This is a genomic window from Methylovulum psychrotolerans, from assembly GCF_002923755.1.
GTDB classification, from domain to species: domain Bacteria; phylum Pseudomonadota; class Gammaproteobacteria; order Methylococcales; family Methylomonadaceae; genus Methylovulum; species Methylovulum psychrotolerans.
Genome location: NZ_PGFZ01000003.1, coordinates 194,622 through 213,667 on the forward strand (window position 1 = coordinate 194,622; position 19,046 = coordinate 213,667).

16 protein-coding genes and 1 rRNA gene are annotated in these 19,046 nt (G+C 52.1%); 8 read left to right on the forward strand and 9 right to left on the reverse strand.

Features of this window, described 5'->3' with window-relative positions; all coding sequences use genetic code 11:
• Positions 1-8: 8 nt before the first annotated feature.
• Positions 9-124 (forward strand): 5S ribosomal RNA (rrf, locus tag AADEFJLK_RS08915).
• Between the two features lie 320 nt (positions 125-444).
• Here the strand turns inward: rrf and AADEFJLK_RS08920 are convergent.
• From AADEFJLK_RS08920 to folB, 7 genes are all read right to left on the reverse strand, one after another.
• Positions 445-2,235, reverse strand: a complete 1,791-nt coding sequence (locus AADEFJLK_RS08920; RefSeq protein ID WP_103973996.1) for an ATP-dependent nuclease — start codon at positions 2,233-2,235, stop codon at positions 445-447.
• Positions 2,236-2,375: 140 nt separating this feature from the next.
• Positions 2,376-3,368, reverse strand: a complete 993-nt coding sequence (locus tag AADEFJLK_RS08925) for a mitochondrial fission ELM1 family protein (RefSeq protein ID WP_249028011.1) — start codon at positions 3,366-3,368, stop codon at positions 2,376-2,378.
• Positions 3,349-4,332, reverse strand: coding sequence for an NAD(P)/FAD-dependent oxidoreductase (locus tag AADEFJLK_RS08930; RefSeq protein ID WP_103973997.1), 984 nt, complete (start codon positions 4,330-4,332; stop codon positions 3,349-3,351). Before AADEFJLK_RS08930 ends, AADEFJLK_RS08925 begins: the two co-directional genes overlap by 20 nt.
• Before the next feature lie 467 nt (positions 4,333-4,799).
• Positions 4,800-5,012 (reverse strand): type II toxin-antitoxin system RelE/ParE family toxin, encoded by a 213-nt coding sequence (locus AADEFJLK_RS26065; protein WP_211299181.1) that lies wholly within the window; start codon positions 5,010-5,012, stop codon positions 4,800-4,802.
• Positions 5,012-5,257, reverse strand: a complete 246-nt coding sequence (locus AADEFJLK_RS08940) for a type II toxin-antitoxin system ParD family antitoxin (RefSeq protein ID WP_103973998.1) — start codon at positions 5,255-5,257, stop codon at positions 5,012-5,014. Before AADEFJLK_RS08940 ends, AADEFJLK_RS26065 begins: the two co-directional genes overlap by 1 nt.
• 161 nt (positions 5,258-5,418) lie before the next feature.
• A complete protein-coding gene (gene folK / locus AADEFJLK_RS08945) occupies positions 5,419-5,922 on the reverse strand; it encodes a 2-amino-4-hydroxy-6-hydroxymethyldihydropteridine diphosphokinase (RefSeq protein ID WP_103973999.1) in 504 nt (167 codons plus the stop codon).
• Complete coding sequence (gene folB / locus AADEFJLK_RS08950) at positions 5,919-6,278, reverse strand: dihydroneopterin aldolase (RefSeq protein ID WP_088621020.1); 360 nt, start codon at positions 6,276-6,278, stop codon at positions 5,919-5,921. The genes folK and folB overlap by 4 nt, the downstream gene beginning before the upstream one ends.
• A 179-nt stretch (positions 6,279-6,457) precedes the next feature.
• Between folB and AADEFJLK_RS08955 the strand changes: the two genes are divergently transcribed.
• The 7 genes from AADEFJLK_RS08955 (at position 6,458) to rsmD (ending at position 15,581) form a co-directional block, all read left to right on the forward strand.
• Positions 6,458-7,057 (forward strand): DedA family protein, encoded by a 600-nt coding sequence (locus AADEFJLK_RS08955; protein ID WP_103974000.1) that lies wholly within the window; start codon positions 6,458-6,460, stop codon positions 7,055-7,057.
• Positions 7,058-7,300: 243 nt separating this feature from the next.
• Positions 7,301-9,259: a molecular chaperone HtpG gene (gene htpG, locus AADEFJLK_RS08960; protein WP_088621022.1), complete on the forward strand. Its 1,959-nt coding sequence runs from the start codon at positions 7,301-7,303 to the stop codon at positions 9,257-9,259.
• Positions 9,260-9,469: 210 nt separating this feature from the next.
• On the forward strand, positions 9,470-10,705 hold the full coding sequence (locus AADEFJLK_RS08965; RefSeq protein WP_088621023.1) for a hypothetical protein: 1,236 nt from the start codon (positions 9,470-9,472) through the stop codon (positions 10,703-10,705).
• Positions 10,706-11,122: 417 nt separating this feature from the next.
• Positions 11,123-12,496 carry a M16 family metallopeptidase gene (locus tag AADEFJLK_RS08970; RefSeq protein WP_103974001.1) on the forward strand — a complete coding sequence of 458 codons (1,374 nt, stop codon included), beginning with the start codon at positions 11,123-11,125 and terminating at the stop codon, positions 12,494-12,496.
• A 76-nt stretch (positions 12,497-12,572) separates the two neighbouring features.
• Positions 12,573-13,313 carry an Lcl domain-containing protein gene (locus AADEFJLK_RS08975; RefSeq protein ID WP_088621025.1) on the forward strand — a complete coding sequence of 247 codons (741 nt, stop codon included), beginning with the start codon at positions 12,573-12,575 and terminating at the stop codon, positions 13,311-13,313.
• 416 nt (positions 13,314-13,729) lie between these two features.
• Positions 13,730-15,031: a M16 family metallopeptidase gene (locus tag AADEFJLK_RS08980; RefSeq protein ID WP_088620881.1), complete on the forward strand. Its 1,302-nt coding sequence runs from the start codon at positions 13,730-13,732 to the stop codon at positions 15,029-15,031.
• Positions 15,021-15,581: a 16S rRNA (guanine(966)-N(2))-methyltransferase RsmD gene (rsmD, locus tag AADEFJLK_RS08985; RefSeq protein ID WP_103974002.1), complete on the forward strand. Its 561-nt coding sequence runs from the start codon at positions 15,021-15,023 to the stop codon at positions 15,579-15,581. Before AADEFJLK_RS08980 ends, rsmD begins: the two co-directional genes overlap by 11 nt.
• Before the next feature lie 131 nt (positions 15,582-15,712).
• Here the strand turns inward: rsmD and AADEFJLK_RS08990 are convergent, their stop codons facing one another.
• Positions 15,713-18,070 (reverse strand): AMP-binding protein, encoded by a 2,358-nt coding sequence (locus AADEFJLK_RS08990; protein ID WP_103974003.1) that lies wholly within the window; start codon positions 18,068-18,070, stop codon positions 15,713-15,715.
• Complete coding sequence (locus AADEFJLK_RS08995) at positions 18,060-19,043, reverse strand: uroporphyrinogen decarboxylase family protein (RefSeq protein WP_103974004.1); 984 nt, start codon at positions 19,041-19,043, stop codon at positions 18,060-18,062. The genes AADEFJLK_RS08990 and AADEFJLK_RS08995 overlap by 11 nt, the downstream gene beginning before the upstream one ends.
• Positions 19,044-19,046: the final 3 nt, after the last annotated feature.

A 19,046-nucleotide genomic window follows, 5' to 3' on the forward strand; every position in this document is an offset into this window, starting at 1 on the left:
CCGAATTGCTTGGTGACCATAGCGAGCGTGAACCACCCGACCCCATCCCGAACTCGGAAGTGAAACCGCTTAGCGCCGATGATAGTGTGGCAGTTTGCCATGCGAAAGTAGGGAATCGCCAAGCTCCTAAACGAAAGCCCCAACCTGACGGTTGGGGCTTTTTTTTTGCCTGCGGTTTTGCCGCTTGTTAGGATCGTGCATAAAATTAAGTCGGCGTTCCATTGCAACTCAGCGTGTCCGGCCCCGCCTCTGGGTCCCTGAGTGGAGCCAAAAAGCCGCACCCTTCACCCATTTCAGCGAAATCGATAATCAAGTAACACGGTTCTTAAGCTAACAACGCAAGGTTAATGCTCTCGGTAAAGGTCTTCAGCAATTGCTTGATAGCTATAAGGCCGACTTTTCGTTAGCGTTGGATTCTATAATTGAATATCCGCAGCTAACAGGCTATTTGTTTGATGAAGCAATAAAAGTACATAGCCGATCAATTTGTTTATTTAAATCAAGCACGGTTAAGTCGGCAGGGTAATGCTCAACGTAGTATTTTGCAACTTTCACTTTATTGGCTGCTCTTATATTTGATATTTTAGAGGGGGGCTTTGAAGAATCTGTATTTTTTTCATATTCAAGTAAGTTCGACCATTGGCTTTTTTGTAAAAGCTGAGCAGCACTCGGATGTATTGCCTTAACGCTGGATTCAATTTTCTCAGGATCTAAATAGTTTTCTATTTCCCGGCCTTCGGTGATCCAAGTAAAGCCTGGCCCCTTGTCAAACTCTGCTTTTAATCGTTGTTTTGTCGAATTTAAGCGGGCATGAGGGTCGGATTTATCGCTATCAAATAGAATGACTGCATTTCGGTTAAGTTTTCTAACGGAGACAAAATCATCAATGCTATCTGATAATTCATCCTGATCCACTCCTGTTAAATGACTGAACAGTCGTCCACCATAAAACATGATTGAATAATCAATGCCTTCGGTTAAATTGGTATTTTTAGATGTTAACCAATAGTTTAAGTAAATTCTATCTGATGGCCCTTCTACCCAAATAATGCAGTTGGTTTGCAAGATATCCGATGCTTTGTAACCTAAATCATTACAAATAGCCGAGCGTTGCTGCGTACTGGATATAGCTTCTACTTGAGAAGCTCCGTTAAACTGGGTGACGTGAAAAATTTCTGCTTCTACGGCATCTAAAAGGTGTGCCGAATGGGTTGTGAAGAAATATTGGTTACTGGTTTCTTCTGATAAGTATTTGATTAATTTTCTTTGCAATAATGGATGTAAATGCAGTTCTGGCTCTTCTACGCAGACAATGGTTTCATCTAATAATGTCGCAGCGGCCGCGATAATAATGACTTCATGAATGCCAGTCCCTAAGGATTCAAGAGGCAATATTTTATTATCCATCTCCACTAAGATCATTTGTCGGTCATGTGGGATTTCAATCCTAGCCGTTGGGTTGCTTAAGACATTCTGCAAAAAATGGTTAATGGCAATAAATTTTTCTTTATGTCTTTGTTCTGACAGTAAAGGGTTTTGTATTTGGGCCAATTTTTCAATGATACCTTCGCCGCTAAAATCAGATGCCTGGCTTCCTGCGGCTCCGATTTTTCTGATGGCTGGGATTATTTCAACATTTGGCAATGATTTTGGTGTAACTGATAAAATTTTAAGTATTTTTTCTATACCAATAAAGTCTTCTTGCCAATCATTTATATTTATGTGAGATTTATCTGTAATATCGTGCCAAAGTTGTTGCCATTCATGCGGTTCCATTAAGGCTTTTATCTCATTTGTATTGCTTGTTTCTAATAGAAATTCATTTTTTTTAATCCTTTCAATTGTGTATGTAAACCAAATGGTTCCATTATTATCATATAGATAGTTAAGCAGCTTTTCCAACTCTGGCGTATGTCGGAGTTGTTTGTCTCTCATGTAACTATTAATTTCATTTTTAAATATGGGAAAAGATATTCTGTGTATTGATTTTAAGGCAGAAAAATGAAAATCAATTTCATTAAACGTAGTTTTTTTGGTGTTGTAAGCTATTGGATGGCTAAGTTTAGCGATCTTAGAAAGAAAATAAGGATAATGGTGAGCAAGAAAATTTATTATATTCGACTTGCCAACATTGTTTTGCCCAATAATAAAATTAATTTTTTTCAGCGGTCCTATTTTTACTAAATCATTCCCAAAGCTTCTATAACCAGAAAAGCCAAAGCCATTTAACAACATCGTCGAATCCTAAGTAGCACTATTTACATCTATTAATTTGTTAGGGTAATTATAGCGGGTATGGCATCAGCTTGTTTAAGATTGTAAGAACCAAATATCTTATGTTTTAGTGTTTAATCCAGTGGATGAGACGTTGACAATTAATCAACATCTGATTCCTCTAACAAAAACCGCCGCTGTATCACGCTAACCACCGCCCCGGTCGGATCGGGTGGGGTGTAGTGCCACGGCTCGAAGGTATCGCCCAGTAATTTCGCCGCGCCATAGCTGATGAGGCCGCCGACGATTTGGCGGTGGTAGCATTCGGTGGCGGTGTTGCTGAGGTCTACTAACAGGGGTTTGCCTGTAAAGGCTGCTTCTGAACACATGGATAAGGAGTCGCCAGTGACGACGAACAGGTCGGCGTGGGCGAGTAGGGCGTGGTAGAAGTTGTCGGCGAGGTGTTGCCAGTCGAAGGCTTGGTAGGGGATGCCGTCCAGTCCGGCCAGTAGGGCGTTTAGGGCGGGGGCGGGGGTGCGGCGGCTGTTGGTGATGATTAAGCTGCCGCCTAGGGTTTTGCTGATGGCGGCAACCCGTGTGGCTAAGCGTTGGGCGTGGTCTTCGGTGAAGCCGTCGCAGTAGCGGGTGTTGCCGCCGACCAGCAGGGCGATAAGCGGGCGGGGCAGGGTGTTGAAGTAGGCGGCGTGTTGCTGGCGGGCGAGGCGTAAGTTGTCTTGGCTGAGTTGGTGCGGTACGCCGATCAGGGTAACGATATTGTCGCCCGCCAGTTGCGGCGAGGCGATCAGGTCGTATTCGGCCAGCCTGGGGTGGTGTTCGTCGGGTAAAATGGAAGCTAGGTAAATGGTGACTAATTGTCCGGCAAACAATGGGCGTAAGTCGGCGATGGCGGCGGTGGTCTCTTCGCCGGTGCCGCTGATGATCAGCAAGGGCGTGGCGGTATTGCCTTGGGTTTCATGCCGATAGCGTTGCTGTAAGTGCCGTCCATAAGTGCGGCTAGGCGCTTCAGGTAGGGGGATGAGTTGGTAGCCATAGCCGAGGCGTTCCGCCAAACCGATACGCGCGTGCAGTTCGCCTGTGTAGGTGCTGTCCACGACCCAGACCAGCGGTTTGGCCTTATTGGGATTGCTTGTCATGGTCTTGTCCCCGTTCGCTCAAATCCTGTGCGGCCTTCGCGCCCTCGGCGATGGCATTGACGACTGACTTATGCCGTGCGTTGGCGACATCGCCGATGGCATACACCCACGGTAGGTTGGTGCGTTGCGCGGCATCGGTTTGGATATAACCGTGCTCGGTCGCCAAGCCGTCTAAGGCGCTCAAGCCTGTCAAGCTATCGGTATTGGCGGTAAAGCCCAGCCGGGCAAAAATCCGTGCTACGGTGATGCTGCCGCCTTGGCTTAAGGCTAGGGTAACGCCGTGCGGATGGCTGTGGAAAGCGGTCACTTGGGTGTGGGTGCGTTCTTGTATCTGGCCTAGGCCGATGTATTTTTGTACGGCTTGGCGCACCGCCGCGCGGGCTTTGGGGACGGTGCGGACTACGAGTTGGACGTAAGCTCCGGCTTGGGCGGCATCTTGGGCGGTCAGGTAGGCGTTATCGCCGCCGCCGATAACCGCGACAGATTTACCTGCTAGGGCATCGGGCGGTAGCAAGTGGTCAAAGGGAAAGGTGCTGATTAGCCCGGCTGCGGCGGCGAAGCCGGGCAGGGGCGCGAAAACTTCTAGGCCTAAGGTGCGCACCCCGGTGGCGATGACGATGGCGCAAAAGTTAAGTGTGTACGGCTGGTCGGCTTGCCGGACGGTGGCGGTAAAGCCGTGGGCGGTGGCGGTCAGTGCCAGCAGTTGGGCAGAGTAGATAATGTCTATGGTTTCTTGGCGGATATGGGCGGCGTAAAGCGCGGCCAGTTCCGCCCCCGTTTTGTCGGGCATCCCTAGCACCCAGCGGTTGACGCGGTGCAAATCCCGCAGTTGCCCGCCCAGTTGGGGGTGTTGTTCGATGATAACGGGTGTGTAGTTGAGGTGTTTAAGCCACAACGCACAGGCCATGCCCGCCACGCCGCCGCCGATAATGGCGACTTTTGCCGATGTAGAAGCGTTAACCATAAGCCGTCAATACTGCCCGTCTGGCAGGCAGTCTGTGCCTACAACAGCCCGTAGGCAGGTTTTGGCGGTCGGTAACATAGCGGCTCCTGGGTGGTTAACGTTGGGTGGCGGCTGAACTCCCAACACTTTACCTGAAATTTGCGCGTAAGCAAATAAAACCGCCGCTGTTGATTGGGTTTTGTTGTTTGTGCGGATTTATCTTGGATGGCTTGGCGTAATAAGAAGGGGTGGGGTTTGGCCGTTGGGTTGCGGGGGGTACTTGATGTTCACATCTTTAATACTAACGCTCTCTATGGTATAGATGCCGCCGCTAAATTAAGCAACACCGATGACAGCCCACCCTGAAATTCTTAGACAAAGCCATGTGCATCAACGCTAAGCCGCAGCAACAAGCCATTTATAAATGGGCTTCTATGTCCATTCTTTGATGAAGAATACGCACTATTTCAATAAGGTTTATATCCACTTCACGGGTGTTTACCTAGTTGATATTTACGGTAGCCCCTGCGTATTTCGCTGCAATCATGGCCTTTTAGGTGATCGCTTGCCAAAACATGAAATGACCTGTCAAGAGCCGTTAAATAAAAATCCCTTTGTTGCTTTCCCCAATTATTTTGGGTATACCTACCAATGGCCTTAAGGTCGGATTTTGCTTTATTCGTCAGCTCAAAACCTGACATTAGTTACTGCTTTCTTCGTCTAGCTCAGCTATTAAGCTGTTTAGGGAATAATCAGCCCTGCCGCTTGCTTCGCCTTCTATGAGCGCTTTTTGTAGGGCGGCTAGTTTTAATTCCCGTTCTTCTAGCAACCGCAAACCAGCACGGATGGTTTCACTGGCTGAGCCATAGCGTCCGTCATGAATTTGTTTGGCGATAAATTGTTCAAAATGCGTGCCTATGGACACACTGGTATTTTTTTGCTGCATAGCCTTTATCTCCCACTAAGTACCAATAAATAATAGTAAATGGTATTCTGCTGGTAAGCAAGATATTAAAAAAGGGTTGGCCATTTTACAAGCCGCTTAGACCTTATCGGTTTACTGGTGTATAAAAGCCCTCGGCAAAAGCTAAACGCTTTTGCGGGCCATCACTCCGGCGGTGTTTCCAAAGCCACATCCACCCGCCATTGCAAGGGCTTGGTTTTGGCCATGGCTGCCCATAATTGCGCGTAGCTTTGCTGTAATAACGGGTGCTGTAAGTCGGGGGCGATTTCCGCCAACGGTTCCAGAACAAAGGCATAGCGTTCTATATCGGGGCGGGGCAGTTGCAGGCTGTCGTCGTTGATGACGGTGTCGCCGTAGAGCAGCAAATCCAGGTCTAACGTCCGCGCCGAGAATTTTTGGCTGTCCGCCGGGCGGCCATGGGCAAATTCCAGTTTCCGCAACAGTTGGGCGATGGTGTGGACATCCAATTCGGAATTGAAACCGACCACCAGATTATAAAAGGGTGCGCCGGGAAAGCCCACCGCGTCGGCTTCATAAACACTGGACACCACCAGTTCGCCGAACAGGTGTTGCAACGCCTGCACCCCCGCCGCGATATGTTTATTGCGTTCGATATTGCTGCCGATGCTGATATAACCGATGGTCATGTGCTTTTTACTCCCCGTTCGATGGTGATGCCGACATCAATGCCGCTGCCTATCGCGCCTTTTTTATTGAGGGTGATTTTTACCCACGGCACGGCAAATTCACCGAGGATCAGCTCGGCAATTTCTGAAATCAGCCGCTCCACCAGAAAAAATTCGCTGGCTTGGACAAAGCTGATGATGCGGTCGGAGACGGTCTTATAGTCTAAGGCATAGCGGATGTCGTCGGTGTCCGCCGCTTTGGCAATGTCAAAAGCCATTTCAATATCTAAAATCACGGTTTGCCGTTGCTGCCGTTCCCAATCATAAATGCCGATCAGGGTATCAATTTTAAGGCCGCCTAAAAAAACGATGTCCATATTTAAGGTTCCGCGTGGTCTGCTAAAAAGCCGCTAGTATCGGGGAAATGCACGGGGTGTACAAGTTTACTTTTTGGGGGCTTGGCGCTGACTCAGCGTCTAAAACCATCAATAACACGCCCTTCGCCTTAAAGTGCTAAAATCGCGCTTTTTTACGGTCGCCATTACAGGAAACGCACATGCTACACGAAGTCATCAATTGGCTTGTCACTACCATCGGCTCTATGGGTTATACGGGCATTTTTTTGCTGATGGCGATGGAGAGTTCGGTCATCCCCATCCCTAGCGAAATTATTATGCCGCCTGCCGGGTATTTGGTGCATGAGGGCAAAATGAATATGGCGCTGGTGATTGTTAGCGGCACCTTGGGCAGTCTGTTCGGGGCTTACGTCAATTACTTTGCCGCGCATTGGCTGGGCCGGCCTTTGTTGGTGAAATATGGCCATTATGTGCTGATCCGTGAAGAGACTTTAGTACGGGTTGAGCGCTATTTTGCCGAGCATGGCGAGATTTCCACTTTTATAGGCCGCTTGTTGCCCGTTATCCGCCATCTGATTTCCATACCCGCTGGTTTGGCGGGCATGAACCACCTCAAGTTTTCCCTCTATACCTTACTGGGGGCGTTTCTTTGGGTGACTATCCTCACCTTTGTCGGGTATTTTCTGGGGGAAAACCAAGCGTTGATTGCGCAGTATTCGCATCAGATTGTCTTAGGGCTGTTGGTGTTTAGCGCCATCTTGGTGGCGGTGTATTGGCAGGTAAAGGTGAAGGTTAATTGATCTAATAGCGTTAAACCGCTCATGCTTCGACAAGGTTCTCCTGAGCTTGTCGAAGCATGAGCGGTTTAACGCACATCCCCATACGAACAGTTTTGCGTACGTCACCACACCATGCCAATGCGCTAAGCTCTCTGTTTTGCATTCCCCATCTTAGCGCAACATCTTACGCCGGGCCTTGAAAATTATCAGCTCGCCCCCACATTGGGGTTGTCTATATTTTATAACCATCGGGAATTATCAAACATGACTGTTGAAGCAAAAAAAGAAACTTTGGGCTTTCAGACCGAAGTCAAACACCTGTTACATTTAATGATCCATTCCTTGTACAGCAACAAGGAAATTTTCTTGCGCGAATTGGTGTCTAACGCCTCTGATGCCGCCGATAAGTTGCGCTTTTTGGCCTTGTCTAACGATGGCCTGTACGAAGGCGACAGCGAGTTAAAAATCCGTTTGGCGTTTGATAAAGACCAAGGCACCATTACCATTAGCGATAACGGTATCGGCATGACCCGCGAAGAAGTGCAGGAACATATCGGCACGATTGCCAAATCCGGCACCAAACAATTTTTTGACGCGCTGACCGGCGACCAAGCCAAAGACAGCGAACTGATCGGCCAATTCGGTGTGGGCTTTTATTCGGCGTTTATCGTTGCCGATAAAGTCACCCTGACGACCCGCAAAGCCGGGGCTCCCACCGACCAAGCCACCCGTTGGGAATCCGCTGGCGAAGGCGATTACACCTTGGAAACGGTCGAAAAAGCCGGACGCGGTACGGAAATCGTCCTGCATTTGAAAGAAGCCGAAAGCGAGTTCTTAGACGGCTACCGTATCCGCTCCATTATCAGAAAATTCTCCGACCATATTTCTTTGCCTATCGTGATGGACAAAGAGGCGGCGCCTAGCTACGACGACGAACCGGAAGAGGGCGAAGAAAACGCCGAAGCCAAAGAGCCAGCCGCGCCGGAAATTGTTGAAGAAACCATCAACAGCGCGTCAGCCTTATGGACAAAATCGCGTCAGGAAATTTCGGATAACGATTACAACGAATTTTATAAGCATGTCGGCCATGACTACCAAGACCCGCTGACCCATGTCCACAGCAAAGTCGAAGGCACTAACGAATATACCTTATTGCTGTATGTGCCTGCCCGCGCCCCATTCGATTTGTGGGACCGGGATGCCAAGCACGGCGTGAAGCTGTATATCCGTAAAGTCTTTATCACGGACGATGCCGAGCAGTTGATGCCACGGTATTTGCGCTTTATCAAAGGGATTATTGATGCCAATTCCTTACCGCTGAACGTGTCGCGGGAAATTTTGCAACAAAGCAAACAAATCAGCACCATTAAAGCAGGTGCGGTGAAAAAAGTCTTGGGCATGTTGGAAGCTTTGGCGAAAAATGAGCCGGAAAAATACGCGCAATTCTGGAAAGATTTCGGCCCGGTCATGAAAGAAGGTGTGATTGAAGACCACGGCAATAAAGAGCGCGTCGCCAAATTGCTGCGTTTCTCCTCAACCCTGACCGACAGCACCACCCAAGACGTGACCTTGGAAGATTATGTCAGCCGTATGAAAGAAGGCCAAGACAAAATCTATTATGTGACAGCAGACAGCTTTGCGGCGGCAAAAAACAGCCCGCATCTGGAAATTTTCCGTAAAAAAGGCATCGAAGTCCTGTTATTGTCCGACCGTATCGACGAGTGGCTGGTCACTAACTTAAGCGATTTTGCCGACAAGCATTTGCAGTCGGTCGCCAAAGGTGATTTGGACTTAGGCGTTGAAGAGAGCGAAGAAGAGAAAAAAGCCCAAGAAGAAGTCAGTCATGACTTTGAGTCGGTGCTGAAACAGATTAAAGAGGTGTTGGGCGATAAGGTGAGCGACGTGCGCTTAAGCCACCGCCTGACCGAATCCCCTGCGTGTTTGGTCGCCGACGTTTATGGCATGAGCCTCAATATGGAACGCATTATGAAAGATGCGGGTCAATTAATGGGCGGCATGGGCATGGGCAGAAAACCGATTTTTGAAATCAACCCCAGCCACGCTTTAATCGCCCGCCTGAAGTCTGAGCAAGACGATGCCCGTTTTGCCGATTTGGCGCATATCCTGTTCGACCAAGCGATTTTAAGCGAAGGCGGACAATTGGAAGACCCGACGGCGTTTGTACATAAATTGAACGGCCTGTTGCAAGGCTTGTTGAACTAAGCGCTAATTGGGTGGTATAAAAAAGGCCGGAGCATTCCGGCCTTTTTTTGCGTAGGCAATCAGTTTTTTGGGTAATATTACCCAATCCTAACTGTATTTATGCCTTGTTGCACTTTCCCTGATCGTTGAAAATGGCTGCCAACAACAAAATGTGGCATTTTTGTCATATCTTGTTGGTAAAATGTCAATTCAACTTTAGTAGGAACGCCCATGCAAACAAAAAATACCTTATTATCCGCCCTGACTCTGTTATGTGCCGCACAAGCGGCGGTGGCGGATAATTTTGACACCACGGTGACCTTGGGCGGTATAACCCGTAGTTTAGGGTTCGCAACCTTTGATGATGCCATTAAGGCGGCTAACCATCCGGAAAATTATCAAGGTCTGTTTCCTGGCGTGAAAAGCACAGTCGGGGCAGACATTATTATGAATTTTAAGGGCGTACCGATTGAATTCCAAAAAGTCTCCACCACGCAGGTTAACGTCACCATTCCAGGTTTAGGGATTCAGCAATCGGTGGTGGTCACGCCCGGCGGTGTAGGCAGTTTGAGCAAACAATTGGATACAAAAGTAGAAAACTTTGTCAGAAGCCACAATGCCAGCATTAATAAACAATTGGCTAAGGTTGATCCGGCAGACCCTTTGGGCGGCAATCCGTCCAGTTTGATGGGGGTTATGGTCGAAAACGCCTATTTGTTGGCGATGACCGATGATTGGTCTGGCTCTACCCGCAAAAACCCCAATATAAAAAACCGTTTTGATGGCGGTATCCGTTATGGGCATTATGATTTAAGCGGCAAGTCGGTCGATACCTTTACCCTGCCGCTCAGCTATACGGTTAAGCTGGATGATAGGCAGCAGATTATTGTGTCGGCACCGTTTACTTATATCGACACCCAAGGCGCGACTTCTTATGACGGCGGCGCGGGGGTTGCCTATAAATACCGGATGAACGATAAATGGGTGTTAACGCCTGCGGTGGCGTATAGCTTGCGCGGCTCGTTCGATTTGGCCGATGCCGGGCATGTCGCTTCGGGTACGGTGACCAGCAAATACACCTTTGACCTGGAGTCTTTAGACCCTAATAGCTTAAAACTGACTATCGGCAATATGGCAGGTTACTACACCACCTTGCCGTTTGCGGTTAAAGGTTATTCGGTCGACCCGAATTTGCAAAACTATATTTTAAAGAACGGCCTGATCCTCAGCAAAAACGTCAATGGCGATTTTTGGGGGCATAAGCTGAATGTGGCGGGTAACTTTACCGACACCGAATATTTTGGCTCGCATTTCTTTGTTGACCAATACAATGAATTGGGTATAACAGTAAAAGCCGTCAATGATAAGCATTGGCTAAGCGCGTTGAGCTTGGGCGGCAATTATTTGTTCAGCGCGACGGGTAAGGATGTCAGTGGCTATCGCGTCAGCTTAATGTACCAATTCTGATAAGCCTTAGGGTAGGGTTCTATCTGCTGGCTTATGGGGTTGTCTGGACGTTGGGAATAAGGCCTTGTCTGTCCGGCAAGGTATTGTTTAAGCAAAGCTTACCGCGTTTAGGAGGCTGGTTTTTTTTATAAGAAACCTGTTTCTCGCTAAGTAACGTGGATGAAATTAAGTAGGCGTTCCATTACACCTCAGCGTGTTAAACCCCACTCCAGCCCTCCCCTTCGCAGGGGAGGGAGCGAACGGCTTCCCCGTCGTACAGGCGAAGTCAGGGGAAAAAGCCCCTCCCCCTGGCAAGGGGGACTCCTTCGGCTTCGCTCAGGAGGGAGGGGTGCTGTACTTGCGATTTTATTTCATGCACGTTCCTAACCCACTACTATCGGTTTGCCAGCCGGATTTTTAACCCTATCGTGAGGAATTATGAAGCATCTTATCGTCAGCACTGTGTTGCTGTGTTTACCTGCCGTTGCTAGCCAAGCCGCCGCTCCTGTTGCCGAGCGCGTCTTGGGTAACGGCTTAAAAGTGCTGGTGAAAGAAGACCACCGCTCGCCTGTGGTGGTTTCGCAGGTGTGGTATAAAGTCGGTTCCAGCTACGAACCGGGCGGTATCACCGGGATTTCGCACATGCTCGAACACATGATGTTTAAAGGCACGGATAAGCATCCGGCGGGGGAATTCTCGCGGATTATCGCCGAGAACGGCGGCGATGAGAACGCCTTTACCGGCCACGATTACACGGCGTATTTCCAAACTATGGCCGCCTCTAAGCTGGCGGTGAGCTTTGAGCTGGAAGCCGACCGGATGCGCCATTTGCATTTGCTTGCCGATGAGCTGAAAAAAGAGCTGGAAGTGGTCACTGAAGAACGCCGGATGCGCACCGAGGATAACCCGCAGGCGAAAATGTCCGAGCAGTTTATGGCGCTGGCGTTTACCAGCAGCCCCTACCGTAACCCGATTATCGGCTGGCCAGTCGATATCGCCAATTATCAGGTCGAAGATTTACAAGCGTGGTACCAACGCTGGTACGCGCCCAATAACGCCACGCTCGTCGTCGTCGGCGATGTCGATACTGCCCAGGCCTTCTCTTTAGCCGAGCAGTATTTTGGCGGTCTCCAGCCCGGCGAACTCAAACCCCTGAAACCCCAAACCGAAAGCCCGCAATTGGGTGTGCGCAGAATGACCGTGAAAGTCCCCGCCAAATTGCCGTCGGTGATCTTAGGCTATAAAGTGCCGTCCTTAAAAACCGCCGAACATGAGTGGGAAGCCTACGCGCTGGAAGTGCTGGCCGGGGTTTTGGACGGCGGCTCCAGCGCCCGTTTAAGTAAGGAATTGGTGCGTGGCAAGCAACTTGCCGTGTCCGCCGGGGCGGGTTATAACTTCAGCTCGCGGTTGGCCGATTTGTTTGAGCTGGAAGCCACCCCCGCCGAAGGTAAAACCGTTTGGGAACTGGAAACCGAATTGCGCAGCCAAGTTACCCGCCTGCAACAAGAGACGATCAAGCCGGACGAACTGCAACGCATTAAGGCGCAAGTGTTGGCGAGTGCCGTCTATGAGCGCGACTCCAATTTTTACCAAGCCATGCAGTTAGGGATGCTGGAGACGGTTGGCTTGGGTTGGCAGAAAGCCGACGAATATGTCAGTAAAATCAATCAAGTGACTGCCGAGCAAGTCCGTGACGTGGCGCGGCGTTACTTGGTTGACGACCATCTGAACGTCGCTTATTTGGATCCGCAACCGATAAACGCCGCCCCTGCCGCCCAGAAGGTAGTAAAATTATCCGCCAGAAGACAGTAAAATAAGATGTCTTTGTTAGGGCGCAGGAGCAATCCTTGCGCCTTGATAACCCCATCGAAAAAATAATAATAACGCTATGGCAAAAATACGCACTCATTACGACAATTTAAAAGTCGCCCACAACGCCCCCGATATTGTGATTAAGGCGGCGCATAAGGCCCTGATACAACAGCACCATCCTGACAAATGCCAAGACAAGGCCGCCGCCGAGCGGATTGTCCGTATTTTAAACGATGCCCGCGAGGCCCTGCTCGATCCCGTCAAACGCAAGCAGCATGATGCGTGGATTAAGGAGCAGGAGCACAAATATAAACATCATGCGTCCGCGTCGGCTCCGCCCAACGAAGACCCGCAACCGACCACCCACCCGAAAGAACCGCCCGTTACCGAACAGGTCATCAGCCATTACCGCGCCTTAAGTAACGGTTTGGCCCACGACATCCAAAGCCACCTGATCTGGTGCCGGTTTGCTTTAGGGCAAAGCTGGCAAACCGACAAGGCAGAAGGCGAAGCCGCCTTATATGCGTGGCAAGCCGCCCAAGAGGCGGTACACCTGTTTAATCAGCAAGGCGGTTATGCGGGTTATACCGACTGGCGCTTACCGACCGTGACGGAACTAAAAACCTTGCTCGATAGCCCAATCGGCCAAGCCAGCTTCATCAACGCCCAAGTATTCCCCGCCAACCCGCGCTGGCAATGGACAATCTCGCCCTACGCAGGCTATGGCGGCGGCGCGTGGCTGGTCAACTTTAGCGAAGGTTTGGCGATTAACGACAACCCTAGCTTGCCGTGCGCGGTGCGCTTGGTGCGGGGTTAGGTATTATTGTGTTTTATTATGTAAACTCGATCATCAAGTTTTTAACATTCAGATAAATAGCACAGCTACCGGATAATGAAAATTAAAATTAATTAAAAACAACAAGCTGCATCGAAGCCCGTCTCCCTCCCCTGATGGGGAGGGCTGGGGTGGGGAGAATCTAAATAAGGCTTTTTTCATTAAACGGACAGAAATACGTTGATTAAAATCTCTGAGCCATACGCATAAGTCATTGATTTTATTCTCCCCACCCCAACCCTCCCCATCAGGGGAGGGAGCGTCCACCTTGATAAGCCTTAGCTTTCCGCTAGTTTCCCTCACTATTAAGAGGTGACTTTATGAAAAACTTGATCATTGGGTTTAAAGTAGCCGCCATCCCCCCACAACCGCATTCATCCTAGAGGATTGCTAACATTATGCGTTTTTACTTATTCAGTTTCCTGATCTTCCTACTTAGCCAAACGGCCAGTGCGGCGGCTAAAATCGAGCATTGGCAAACCCCGCAAGGTAGCCGGGTATATTATGTCCATACCGAAGGCTTGCCGATGGCGGACATCCAAGTGCTGTTTGACGCTGGCAGTGCGCGGGATGGGGCGCAGTTTGGCTTAGCGTCGTTAACTGCGGGCTTGCTGGACACCGGGGCGGGCGAGTGGGATGCCAATGCCATTGCCGACCGTTTTGAAAGCGTCGGGGCCAACTTTGGCGCGGCTAGCGCGATAGACAACGCCACCGTGTCCTTACGGACACTGACCGACAAGCCGCTGTTCGACAAAGCTCTGGCGACCATGGAAGTCATCCTCAGCAAGCCGCATTTTGCCGCCGCTGATTTTGAGCGCGAAAAAAACCGCACCTTGGCCGGACTGAAGCAACAGGAAGAATCGCCTGGTGACTTGGCGAAAATCGCTTTTTACCAAGCCTTGTACGGCAACCATCCTTACGCGCACCCTGATGAAGGCACCTTAAGCACGGTCGCCGCCTTAAGTGCTGCCGATGTACAGGCGTTTTACCAACGCTACTATGTCGCCGCCAACGCCGTCATTGTCATTGTCGGCGATTTGTCCGCCGAGCAGGCCAAACGCACAGCCGAGCAATTGGTGCAACATTTGCCTACCGGACAAAAACCGCCCGCTTTGCCGGAGGTCGCCCCGCCAGTTAAAGGCAGTGAGCAACATATCGAATTCCCGTCCACGCAAACCCATGTTTTAGTCGGTTTGCCGGGTACTTTCCGCAAAGACCCCGATTACTTCACTCTGTATGTCGGCAACCATATCTTGGGTGGCGGCGGTTTGGTGTCGAAGTTATTTGATGAAGTGCGCGAAAAACGCGGCTTGGCGTATAGCGCGTCCAGTGCCTTTGTGCCCTTGTTAAAGCCGGGCCCGTTTTTAATCAGCCTGCAAACCCGCAACGACCAAACGCCCGAAGCCTTAAAAGTCCTGCATAAGACCCTGGCTGATTTTATCGCCCAAGGCCCTAGCGACGCGGAACTGAAAGCCGCCAAGCAAAACATCACGGGCGGTTTTGCCATGCGTTTTGACACCAATAAGAAATTGGCCAGCTATGTCGGCATGATCGGCTTTTATGAACTGCCCTTGGATTATCTGGACACCTTCCAGCAAAACATCGACAACGTCACCAGCGCCGCCATTACCGATGCCTTAAAACGCCGGGTACCTGTAGACCTGTTGCAAACCGTTACGGTCGGTAAGCGTGCAAAATAAGCTGCGGATTATTGGCGGCGACTGGCGGAGCCGTCAAGTGCTGTTCGACGATGCCCCCGGCCTGCGCCCCACACCCGCACGGGTGCGCGAGACTTTGTTCAACTGGCTGCACTACGACCTGTTAGGCCACCGTTGCTTGGATTTATACGCGGGCAGCGGTGCCTTGGGATTTGAAGCCGCTTCAAGAGGCGCGAAACAGGTGGTGCTGGTCGAGCAAAACCCGACCGTGTGCCGATGCCTAAAAAGCAATGCCGACAAGCTTGCCGCGACTCAGATTCAGATCGTCCAAACCGATGCTTTCCGCTATTTGGCGGGCAACGCCGAACCGTTTGATGTGGTGTTTATCGACCCGCCCTTTAGCCTAGGTGTGGCGGCGCAAAGCTGCCACTGGCTAGAAGATAAGGGCTGGCTCAGTCCCCACGCGAAAATCTATGTCGAATCGGCCAGCAACGTGCCGCTGACGGACTTACCAACGAATTGGCAGGTGCTGAAAAGCAAGGTGGCGGGCGAAGTGGCTTATCAATTGTTTGGGCGTAACGAAGGCGCGTGATGTATGTACCGCGCTATTGCGCGTCTTATCTGCCTTAAAGGGCACAAGTCTTGGAGCGCGGGCATCTTGCCCGCAAAGGTGGGCAAGATGCCCGCGCTCCACAGAAAGTTATTTATGCCCGTTCCTTGCGGTTAAAAGGCCTTTCTGATGTGGCGGCGTATGGGGGCATCAACCATGCCCATGGCAACCAATAAGGCTTGCCTGACGTGGGCGGCAGCCGCTATGCCCAGCAGTTGCCCCGTACCGCAATCTATCGGTAAGACGTTGATGGTTTGTGCAGATGCCGCCCAGTCCCATCGCTTAGCCGTGTCAGGCGTTCGGGGTGCCAATACGGTTAACGGGCCGGAAAAATAGCCCGGTTGCCAGTTATCGTTGGAGCTGGGTTCGGCAATGTCCGCCATGATGAGCGATTGTATCGGCTGGCCGGAGCCGTTAAGTTGGCAAGCGGCGGTAAACGCGGCCAAGGCGGTGCGGGAGAAGCCCAGTAAATGCTGGGGCTGGGTATTGGCGCGGGTACGGATATGGCTGCTGATATAATCCGCCTGCTGGATAATGGTTGCCTCGCCGGACGGCAAAGTGAGCGTATCAAGGGCAACGGTGTTCGGCAGGTGTTCGGCAAACGCTAGCCAATGGGGATAAGCGTCGCCGTCTGCCATGATGACGTACAGTGTCGCTTCGGCGGCGGCTGGTGCGAGTACGGCTTGCAGCAATCCGGCAAACGTCTGTTGGCTTTGCAGTAAGTCGCGCGGTAGCCGCCGCTGAAGGATGGTTTCCATGCGTACCAGCACCATCAGGGCGGTGAGCGAGTCGCCGCCTTGGTCAGCGAAAGACTGTGCCGGATTAAGCGGCGGGTTGAGCCGCAGTACCTGCATCCAGCAATGCGCCAATTGCTCGGCGAGGGTTTGGGGGGCATTGGGCGGGGCAGCGATGGGCTTAACAGGGACTAGCTGTTGTAGGGCCGCTAAGTCGGCCTTATGGTTGGGTAGCCGAGGTAACTCTGGTAGCCAATGGATATGGGCAGGAATGAAGGCGGCGGGCAGTTTGGCTTGCAGCCGGGCGCGTAAAATGTCCGTCGGCAATGTTGTGCCGACCAGCCAGGCCGCCAGTTCGGGGCTTTCCGCCGTGCCGACCACGACCAAGGCTAGGTCTTGGATGCCGGGGATTTGCCGTAACTCGGCTTCAATGGCATCCAGTTCGACCCGATGGCCACGAATTTTGACTTGCCTATCATTGCGGCCAACAAATTCCAGCAAGCCGTCTGGCCGTTCACGCGCCAAATCACCCGACACAAAACATCGCCATCCGGGGCGTTCTGGATGCCCGTAAAACTTCTCACGGCTCAGCGCAGGATTACGCCAATAGCCTTGGGCGATAAAGGGGCTGCTGATAACCACCTCGCCAATTTCACCCGGCGAAACAGGCTGCCCGTCTGCCCCCCGCAACCAAGTGTCGCGTTCGGCAATGGCATAGCCGACCGGAATCAGGGCGGTATCAAAATGCTGTTGGCGGTTGATGAACCAATGCCGATACAGCGTCGCGCACTCGCTGGAGCCGATGCCGTTATAAATCAGGCAATCGTCGGGGAAATGGCGGTAAAACTCGGCGACATCGCTGGCGAAACAGCGGTCGCCAGCGAGATACGCCAAGCGTACCGAAACCAAGTCTTGGGCGGGCGGGCTGCTGTGCAAAAACGCCCGCAATAACGGCGGGATGGCGTGGAAAACGCTGATGCCATACTGGGCAACCAAGGCGCTTAACCCGGCCAGTCCCGTCGTTTGCACCGGGATGCCGACCAAGGCCGCGCCGTTCAGCAACGCCCCGTAAATGTCGCGGATAGCCCCGTTGACGCTAGGCGAGTACAGGCTGGTCAGGCGGTCGTCAGGGCTGAGGTGGATGGCGTGGCTGTATTGGTAAACGTCATGCAGCAAGCCGCGCTGGTTCTGATAGATGCCCTTAGGCTGTCCGGTACTGCCTGAGGTATAGAGGATATAGGCGATACTGTCGGCCTGCCCCGCCAGTCTGGATGCTGGCCGGGTGGGCAAAGCGTGAATGTCGATGATGGGCAACTGGCCCAGCCAAGCGGCGGCGGCCTGTTGTAGGCTAAGGTCACTAATGGCGCAGGTGACACCTGCCTGTTCTAAAATCAGCCGATTACGCGCCGCCGGAAAGCTGGGGTCTATCGGCACATAAGGGCGGCCAGCAGCCAGCAAACCCAGAAAGGCGGCGGCTAAGGAGCCACCAATCGGTAACAGCACCGCGACCGGGTCGGGCGAGGCTTGCGCCACGGCGGCGGCGACCTGTAAGGCCAACTGGTAAATGTCCTGATACGTCCAGCTACGCTCGGCCTCAATAACGGCAGGCTGGTCGGGCTGGGTGCTGGCAAAGGCGGCGAACCGGGCGAAGACAGGCTGGTCTAGGTGCTGGCGCGGCCACGCCGCAAAAGGCCGTCCGGCCGGGCCGCGATAATCTAGGGGAAACTCAAGCGCCATGGTTAATCGTCCTTATCCAAGTGGCGATATGCGCATCAGTTATCGCCAGCGGTATGACACAGGGGCCGGTTAATAACGCCCCGGTTTGCTGAAATCCCGCTAAGTGCTTATGGATGGCCGGATGCAGCCGCCCCGGTGTATCCCATACTGTGAAGGGTAGGCCGATAACGGCGGGGAGGTGGCTGATAGCCCGATACGCGCTAGCAGGCGGGTTAGCCGCCCCCAATTCGTAATGGATCAGCCACTGTCCGTTGCTGGGTAGGCCGTCGAAGTGGATGTTCGGGCCGTGGATATGCAGGATATTGCTGCTAAAGCCGTCACAGGCCGCCATGGTTGCTAGATCGCCCGCGCGTCCGATGTGCCGGTAGAGACCGCGTGGCAAGACGGCTTCGGATAGGTGTTGGGCGGCGAGATAAATGCCGTCTACCCCCGCTGCCTGATAAGCCGCCAGTAGCCGTCCAGTACCTGTTTGGAGTGTCGCCAGGCCGCTGGATACCGCGTCCGGTGCGCTCTGCACATGCGCCCGCAGTTGTTCCGGCCCCGCCAGCATTAAGGCTTGGGTCAGCGGCGGGAACACTGTCGCCAACAGCGGCACCTCGGCGGGTAGGGCTTGGCGCAGGCACTGGGCGGCGGCGACCATATCCCGTTCCAGCGGAGTAAGGCTAGCGCTCAGATTTAGCCAGTCGCTGGGGCGGGTAATGGCCCGGCGGAAAAACGTGCGCCGCCCCATCGGATCGCCGCGCCATTCGGCATGGCCACCGCGCCCCGCCACCTGATAATTACCTGCGGGAGTGAGCTTAACCAGTTGCACCCCAGTCGTCCGCTGAAAGGCTAAGGTGGCGGCGACCAGCGTTTCGCCCGCTTGGTCAGCCAGCGGATGGTGCCGCCAAAAGGCTGCCAGACAGCGCGGCGGGGCTAAAGGTGCTTCGGTGGTGTCGTGCTGAAAGAAAGTTGTCAAGCAGGTTGGGGGCATGGC